Annotated in this window: 6 protein-coding genes; all 6 read right to left on the minus strand. The window is 74.1% G+C overall.

What is annotated here, in order from left to right:
• Positions 1 to 33 precede the first annotated feature (33 nt).
• The gene (locus J0670_RS22490; protein WP_243437366.1) at positions 34 to 831 is read right to left on the minus strand and encodes an inositol monophosphatase family protein; all 798 of its coding nucleotides are present in this window, start codon (positions 829 to 831) and stop codon (positions 34 to 36) included.
• Between the two features lie 242 nt (positions 832 to 1073).
• Positions 1074 to 2369 (minus strand): type III PLP-dependent enzyme, encoded by a 1296-nt coding sequence (locus tag J0670_RS22495; protein WP_207813457.1) that lies wholly within the window; start codon positions 2367 to 2369, stop codon positions 1074 to 1076.
• Positions 2366 to 4120 carry an IucA/IucC family siderophore biosynthesis protein gene (locus J0670_RS22500; protein WP_207813458.1) on the minus strand — a complete coding sequence of 585 codons (1755 nt, stop codon included), beginning with the start codon at positions 4118 to 4120 and terminating at the stop codon, positions 2366 to 2368. The genes J0670_RS22495 and J0670_RS22500 overlap by 4 nt, the downstream gene beginning before the upstream one ends.
• Positions 4117 to 5337 (minus strand): MFS transporter, encoded by a 1221-nt coding sequence (locus J0670_RS22505; RefSeq protein WP_307806641.1) that lies wholly within the window; start codon positions 5335 to 5337, stop codon positions 4117 to 4119. Before J0670_RS22505 ends, J0670_RS22500 begins: the two co-directional genes overlap by 4 nt.
• Positions 5334 to 7064 carry an IucA/IucC family protein gene (locus J0670_RS22510; protein WP_207813459.1) on the minus strand — a complete coding sequence of 577 codons (1731 nt, stop codon included), beginning with the start codon at positions 7062 to 7064 and terminating at the stop codon, positions 5334 to 5336. The genes J0670_RS22505 and J0670_RS22510 overlap by 4 nt, the downstream gene beginning before the upstream one ends.
• On the minus strand, positions 7061 to 8246 hold a 1186-nt coding region (locus J0670_RS22515; RefSeq protein ID WP_207813460.1), incomplete at its 5' end, for an acetyl-CoA carboxylase biotin carboxylase subunit family protein. The genes J0670_RS22510 and J0670_RS22515, both read right to left, overlap by 4 nt.

An 8246-nucleotide genomic window follows, 5' to 3' on the forward strand; every position in this document is an offset into this window, starting at 1 on the left:
GGGCAGTCGGTGAACGGGGCAGCCGGTGAGGAGTCAGTCGGCGAGGAGGACGCGCCGGGTGAGTTCCCAGGTGTGTGGGTCGGCGGCGACCAGCAGGCCGTCCTCGCAGCCCGGGGCCTCGGGGCGGTAGGGGGTGCCGTCCAGCCGGGCGGAGACACCGCCGGCCTCGGTGACCAGCAGGGAGCCGGGGGCGTGGTCCCAGGGGAGGGTGCGCCAGTAGAGGATGAAGTCGCACCGGCCCTCGGCGACCTCGGGGTACTCCACCCCGGCGGCGCTCCGGCCGGGGGAGGTGTTGCCGAAGGCCGAGCTGTTGGCGTCGAGCCGGCGGCGGCGGTCCGGGTCGAGGAAGCGGCTCTTCAGGACGCCGGACAGCTCGGCGGGGTCGGTCGGTGCCGGCGGGCGGGTCAGGCGGACGCCGTCGCGCCAGGCGCCGGCGCCCAGTTCGGCGCGGTACGCGGTGGCGGTGGCGGGCTGCCAGATCCACGAGGCGACGGTCCGGCCGGTGCGGACGAGGGAGCACATCACGGCGTAGTCGGGGCGGCCGGCGACGAAGTTGGAGGTGCCGTCCACCGGGTCGACCAGCCAGACGGCGGACTCGTCGCGGATGGCCAGGGCGAGCTCCGGGTCGGCGGCGACGGCCTCCTCGCCGACCACCGGGACGGGAAGCAGCTCGCGAAGGCGGCGGGTGATGATGACCTCGGCCTCGCGGTCGGCGACCGTCACGATCTCGCCGGGCGCCTTCTCCATCACCTCGCCGGCCGCCAGCGCCCGGAAGCGCGGCTCGACCACCTCGGCCGACGCCTCGGCGAGTATTTCCGCCACCTTGTCCATCAGCACGTTCGCGCTCCCTTCGCTGCCTACCACTCTCCCATGAGCGGGTGGAGGGGGCGGCGGCGGACAGGGTCGGCGAACAGCTGACAGGTGACAGATAACAGACGACAGACGACAGATGACAGCGAACAGATTTCAGACGACAGATAACGGATTTTGAAATCTGTTATCTGTTGCTGCCGTCCGTCCACTGTTCGCAGCGGCCCGTTCGCCGCTAGCCGCACGCCGCCACCCGGGCGACCTCACCCGCCCAGGTAGTGGAACCCCGGGCGGGGGTGCATCAGGAACTCGTGGTGCGAGATGTTCCACGCGTACGCGCCCGCCATCGCGAACAGCACGCGGTCCGCCGCCCGCAGTCCGTCCGCCGCGCCCGCGGCCCGGGCGAGGACGTCCTTCGGGGTGCAGAGCTGCCCGGCCAGGGTGGCCCGGCCGGTGGTGACGCCGGGGCGTGGCCACGGGTGCGGCCAGGCATCCACCGGGAGCACCTCGAAGGGCTGGGAGTGGCCGCGGGTGGCGGGGGTGCGCAGGTGGTGGGTGCCACCGCGGACCACCGCGAAGTCCTCGCCGTGGCTCCGTTTCACGTCCAGCACCTCCGTCGCGTACCAGCCGCAGTAGGCGGTCAGCGCCCGCCCCGGCTCGATCCGCAGGGTGAGCCCGGGGCGGGCGTCGAGCAGCTTGGCCAGGCCCTCGCCGAAGGCCGTCCAGTCGAAGCGCCGCGCCGGGTCCGCGTAGTCCACGGCCATCCCACCGCCGATGTTGACCTCCGTGAGCGGGAAGCCGTGCCGCTCGGCCAGTTCAGCGGACCAGCTGACGATCTGCTCGGCGACCGCCAACTGCTCCGTCGCCTCCAGCCCGCTGGCCAGGTGGGCGTGTACCCCGCGCAGCCGCAGCCGCCGCCAGGGCTCCCGTCCGAGCGGCCCCGCTGCTCCTGCCGTTCCGGTCGGGTCGTCGCCGGTGAGCAGCCGGACGCACTCCTCGGCCCGGTCCGGGTCGAGCCCGAACGGTGTGGGGCGCCCGCCCATCGCGAGCGGCACCGCGTCGAGGGCGTCGGTGGCCACCGGCAGGTTGACCCGCAGCAGCACGTCCACGACCGCCCCCGGCCGCTCAGCGAGGACGGCTGCGAGCCGGTGCAGCTCCTGCTCGCTCTCGACGTGCCAGCGGTGCACGCCGGCGTCCACCGCGGCGGCGATCTCCGCCGGGGTCTTGCCCGGCGCGCCGAAGGCCAGCGGCGCGTCCGGTACGGCGGCCCGCACGTGCGCCAACTCCCCGCCGCTGGAGACCTCGTAGCCGTCCACCGCCTCTCGCAGCGCGGTGAGCAGCGGCGCCTCCGGGTTCGCCTTGGCCGCGTAGTACAGCTCGACCCGCTCGGGTAGTGCGGCCCGGACGGCGGCGGCGTGCGCGCGCAGCGCGGCCAGGTCGTAGACGTAGGCGGGCAGTTCGTCGGGCGCGAGGGCGGCGACGTGCCGACGGACGCGTTCGGGCAGGCGAACGCGCTCGGTCGGGTGGGCGTGGGCGGTCGGGTGGACGTGCTCGGTCATCGGACGGCGCTCCCGGCGGGAAGGTGGGCGGTCATGCGGGCGGCCTCGGCGAGGACCGATCCGGCCAACGGGGAGGGCAGTCGGACGTACCCGGCCTCGCGGTCGGCCTTGCGCTCCCAGCGGGTCTGCAGGTTGGCCTTGGCCGGCAGCGGTACGCCGGCCAGCAGCGCCCGCAGCCGGGGCGGACGGCCGTGCGCGGCGGCGTACTCCTCCAGGGCGTCCCGGACGCACTGCCAGAGCGCGCCCTCGAACTCGGGGTGCCGGTCGGCGAGGGCGGCGAGCAGTTCGGCGACGTGGTTGACCAGCAGGCAGTAGACCACCCGGTCCCAGCCGCGTTCGGCGTCGTAGGTCATCGGGCCTGCGACCTCGGGGGGCAGGGCGGCGAGGAGGTCCGCGTTGAGCTCGGGGACCAGCTTTGTGCCCTCCAGGTCGCGGAAGAGCATCTGGGCCGGGCGTCCGTCGGCGTCCACGCCGATGAGCACGTTCTGCAGGTGCGGTTCCAGTACCACGCCGTGGTCGAAGTAGGCGGCCAGCACCGGGGGGAGGAGCAGTCGCAGGTACGCGCGCCACCAGTCGAGGGCCGCCTCGCCGTCCGAACTGCCCTCCAGCAGGCGGGAGATGTGTGCCGAGCTGGTCGGGTACTCGTCGGCGACGGCGGCGGCGAGCAGTGGGGTGACGCCGGGCCGCAGCGCCGTTCCGAAGCCCTCGCGCAGGATCAGGCCGAAGCCCTCGTACAGCGCGCGGTCGGGACGGCCGTCGGCGCCGGGCAGTGCGAGGGTGCGGTAGGCGGGCTCGCGCAGCATCACGGCGTCGGGGAACCGGCGGGCGAGATCGGCGAGCGCGGGGGCCAGCAGCCGGGTGAGCGCGACGGCGCCGGTGAGCTCGTAGGCGGCGTTCTTGCGCAGGCAGTTGGTGATGCGCACGTCCAGGCTGAACTTGAGGAAGGCATCGGCGCCGTGCAGGGTGCGTACCGAGGCGGTGGCGGTGAAGTGCTCGCCGCGCGCACCGAGGTCGAGGACGTCACCGCGGACCATGGCCGTATGCAACAGCGGGTGTTCACCGATGAGTTGGTACTGCCAGGGGTGGGCGGGCAGCAGCCGGTAGCCGTCCGGAACCTCGCCGAGCCCGTCGAGCAGGGCGGTTGCGGCCCCGTCCAGGGACTCCTCGGCCAGTAGCTCGGCGCGGACGGCGAGGTGGCGCAGCGGGAAGGCCGCGCGGGACTCCGGGGCGTACCAGCGCCAGTCGCCTCGGGCGGCGGAGCGGGACTTGGGCGCCGGATGGAAGCGGTGGCCGAACAGCAGCGCCTGCTCGGACTCCAGATAGCGGTCGGAGCCGGGGGCGGGGCGGTCCAGCCCCTGGCGGACGCCGTGATGGCTGGACGCCACCTGGTCCAGGAACTCCTCGTTCACCGTTCCGGTGCGCAGCTCCAGTTCGTCCTGGACGTACTCGGCCAGCTCCCGCCAGCCCAACTCGGCCCATTCGCCTTCTCGTTCGACCTCGACCGGGCCGGTGAACCGGTGCGATCCGAGCAGCGAGGTGCGCCGCAGCGCGACCCGGAGCAGGGCGCCGCGCCGGGGCAGCCGCAGCAGCAGGCGGCCGTCGTCGACGGCGGTCTGGTGCTCGGGCGCGGAGACCTCGCGCAGCAGGCAGTTGAGCAGGGTGTGGGCCACGGCCTCGTCGGCGCCGGGCAACTCGTGATCGCCGAACGGCTCGTGGGCCCTGGTGGGACGGGTGGACTGCTCGGGGGTCATCGACGACTCCAGCGCTGGCGGAGGGACGGGAGGGTGAGTGCGGTGGCCGCGACGGCGGCCAGCAGGGCGGCGGCGGTTCCGGCCACCACGGGGGCTGCCGCGCCGAACCGTCCGTTGGCCAGCGCGGCGACGGCGCCGGCGGCCACGGCGCCGCCCTTGGAGACGAGTTCGAGAGTGCCGAACATCCGTCCGGGCGGGCGGCCCTTGGCGGCCCCGGCGGCGAGCACGGCCAGGCACACCAGGCCGAGCGTGAGTCCGGCACCGAGCAGCAGCCGTACGGCGACGAACACCGGGAGCGAGTGGGCGACGGCGTGCCCGGCCAGGCCGAGTGCGACGAGGCCGAAGCCGAGCGCGATCCCGGCGTGCGGACGGGAGTTGAAGAGGGTGTGGGTGCGAGCGGCGAACACCAGGTAGCACAGGTGCGGCAGGGCGAAGAGCACGCCGGTGGTGGTGCCGTCGACGCCGGGCAGGCGCTGCTCGGCGAGCGCGATGAGATAGGGGAAGGAGATGACCGTCGCGAAGACGAAGACGAACTCGAAGAGGTAGAGCGGCAGGAGCGGGGCGGTGGAGCCCTGCTCGGGCCGGCCGTCGGCGGTCGCCTCAGTGGGCGGTCGCTCCGGTTCGGGTAGCAGCGACAGGAACAGTGCGGCCGCGAGCGGGAGTACGGCCATCACCAGGTACTGGCGGTGCGGGCCGATCCACGGGGAGAGCGCCCCGACCAGGATCGGCGCGGCCACCAGTGCGGCCCGCGCGCTGCCCTGCATCAGGGTGAGCGCCCGGGACAGCCGGGGCCCGTCGAGGGCGGCGGCGAGGTAGCCGTTGGTGGCGGCGAAGGTGCCGCCGAGGAAGCCTTGGAGGACCAGTGCGAGGGTGAAGGCGGGCAGGCTATCGGCGGCACCGGCCAGCAGGAAGGAGACGGTCAGCCCGAGTTGGGCGCGCAGCAGCAGCCGCTTGCGGCCGTAGCGGTCGGCCAGCCGGCCCCACAGCGGTGCGCCGAGCGCGCTGAACACCGTCGGGACGATGTAGAGCACGCCGGCCCCGCGGGCCTGCGGGTCACCGAGCCCGGGCAGGATGGCGGTCAGGTACGGCGGTAGGCCGAGCGCGGCGAAGGACGCGACGAAGTAGCAGGCGGCGACGGCGTGTACCTGGCGGCGGCCGAGCCCGCCGGGGCGGTCGGCGGGCTGCTCCGACCGCTGCGTCAGGGTCTCCACGCTCACCGCGGGGTCCCGTTCGCCCGCAGGTAGTTGGGGCCGCTGGTGTAGTGCTTGTTGATGTCGGCGGCTCCCGAGCGCTGCTTGCTGAGCAGGGTTCCGGCGGTGACCATGGCCTTGACCGGGAGCCGTTCGGCCTCCAGCAGCGCGGTTCGCAGCGGTTCGCCCGCCGGTCCGATCCGGTCGATGGCCTCGGCGATTCGCTTGTTCAACAGGGCCAGGGTGTCCGGTAGTTCGGCCCGGCCGTGCTCGGCGAGGCCGAAGGCCAGGGCGCCGGTGCACAGGTGGCCGGTGATGGTGGTGAACAGGTCGGTGAGCGCCCGGTCGTCCTCGACGAAGATCCGGGTGTCGTCGAACTCCTCGTGTGACGGCGCGAGTTCGCCGAGGGTGGCGCGCATCCGGGCGGTGTGCACGCGCGGGCCGTCGTCGTCCTTGTAGAGCAGCCGCAGACCGTCCCGGTCCAGCACCAGGGAGGTGTTCTGCTGGTGCGACTCCAGGGCGATGCCGTAGCCGAACAGGGTGGTCTGCCAGTCGAGCAGCAGCTCCAGCAGGGCGTCGTAGAAGGCCAGCGGGTCGCCGCCGTGGAAGCGGTCGGCGAGGTGGTCGAGTACGAGTCGGCCGTTGGGCGCGGGAGCGAGCAGGGCGGCCAGCGGGACGGTCGTCGACCGCTCCAGCCCGGCCGGGTAGCGGCGCAGCAGGACGGCCAGCAACTCGTGCCCCGCGTGCGCCCAGGTCTGCTCGTCGGCGTGCAGGATCCGGTCGGCCAGGCGTGGTTCGCTAGCCAGGACGGCCTCGACGAGCCGCTGGCCGGCGGCGCCGTCGACCAGGGTGCCGGGCTTGATGGTGCGGCGGTTGAGGCGGCCCAGGGTGGCGGTCGCGAGCGGGAGTTTGAGGTGGCAGGTCGGGTCGTCGGCGACCGCGACGGTGCGCATGGACAGGGTCGGGACGACGGTCAGGTACGGCCGGTCGGCGAGGACCGCGCGGCCGGCCAGGCCGGTGGCCCGCAGCGCCTCGTCCAGCGGTGCGCCGACGGTCAACGGGTGGACGGGCATGGTGCTCCAGCCCTCTCCGGGGCACTCGGCGCCGAGGCCGAGCCAGGCCGGGGTGGGCCACCAGCTGGGCAGTGGGCGGTCGCCGTGGGTGGTGAGCGCCCCGGGCGGCACGGCCAGCCAGCGCAGCTCGAAGGCCGGGTGGAACTCGGGGGCGTAGGAGCGCAGTTGGTGCTCGTCGAGGCCGGAGCGGCCGCGTGCGGTGGGGTAGACCGGGTGGTCGAGGTGGGCGGCGAGGACGTCGTGGCCGAGCGCGGCGGAGGGGCCGGTCCAGTCGGCGGGGTCGGCGCCGTACAGGTCGGTGAGCCGGGCGTGCACCTCGGGCCGGACCCGCTCGTGCAGTTCCATGGTGGCGCGGGTCTGGCGGCACTCCTCGGCGAACGCGGCCCAGCCGGGCCGGTCCTCGGCCTCGGCCAGTTCGGCGAGGGCGGCGACGACGGTGTCCAGGCCGGTGAGGCGGCGTCCGGCGAGATCCAGCAGCGGCAGCCGGGCGGCGTACTCGCTCTGGAACCCGTCGGGCCGTACGGGAAGGGCGAGTTCGGCTTCGGCGACGGTCAGCCAGGGGCCGTCCGGGCGGTCCTCGACGGTGCCGTGGGTGCGCAGGCCGAGGACGTCCTCGCGCAGCAGGGCGGAGAGCACGCGCAGGGTGAGCTGCGCGTCGGCGGTCGCCTCGTCGGTGGTCACGGGGTGATCTCCCAGCGGTTGGCGGCGAGGAAGCGGGCGACGGCGGCGTCCACCGCGCCCTGGTCAGGGCCGATGGCCCAGATGACACCCAGGTAGTCGCGGTTGGTGCGGTAGTGCGGGTGGCGCTGGCCGAGCGGGCGCAGCGGGCGGTAGGCGAGCCGGACGCCGTCGCGCTCCTTGTCGTACGGGCCGGGCGCGGCGGTCAGGACGCCGGCCCGGTCGGCGCAGACCACCTCGTTGCGGGCCCGGCGGGGTGTGACGGCGCAGCGCTCGGCGAGGTCGGCGGGCAGTTCGCGGCCGAGGTGGACGCCGAGGATCAGCTCGAAGAGCGGGACGTCGAGGATCTCGGCGAGCATCAGGTCGCACTGGTCGCCGATGGCGCGGTAGTTGACCTCGATGATGCGGGCACGGCCGTCCGGCTGGAGGACGAACTCGGTGTGGCAGGCGCCCAGCCCTACGCCGAGTGCGTCGAGCTGGGCGAGGACCTGCTCGACCGCGTCGGCCGGGTGGGCGGGAGTGAACTCCAGAACCTCCTCGATGAAGTCCGGCGGTGGGGAGATCCGGGTGCGGAAGCCGCCGAGGACGTGCCGGCGGTGGCCGTCGCCGAGGGTCTCCAGGGTGCACAGCCGGCCGTCCAGGAATTCCTCGACCACGAGGGTGGCGCCTGTCCGGCGCTGCCGGATCTCCCGGCAACGGAGGGTGAGTTCGGCGGGGTCGGTGACCAGGGTGACGTCCTCGCTGGCCACCCCCTCGCGGGGCTTGACCACGCAGGGGAAGGGCGGGTCGAGTTCGGCCGGGTCCTGCTCGGGGGCCAACTCGGCGGACCAGACGGTGTCCTGGCCGGTGAGCGCGAGGTGGCGGCGCAGCTGGCCCTTGTCCTTGGCGCGCAGGGCGGCCTTCCAGTCCTTGGCGGGGAGGCCGAAGTACTCGGCGGCCAGGGCGGTCTGGGTCTGGAGGTGGTCGCTGTTGCTGAACACCGCGTCGGGTGCGTGGTGGCGGGAGATCAGGCTGATGACGGCGCGGAAGTCCCGTACGTCGCACTCCAGTACCTCGGGCGCGGGGAAGGCGAGGCCGGCGTAGGCCCGCCGGTGGGGCTCGGCGACGTCGGTGAGGACGGTGACGTCCAGCCCGAGCCGGGTGGCGGCGGGCAGGAAGCCGGCGGTGACCGAGTCGGTGGGGTTG

The organism is Streptomyces sp. FH025 (assembly GCF_017427025.1).
Classification (GTDB): domain Bacteria; phylum Actinomycetota; class Actinomycetes; order Streptomycetales; family Streptomycetaceae; genus Kitasatospora.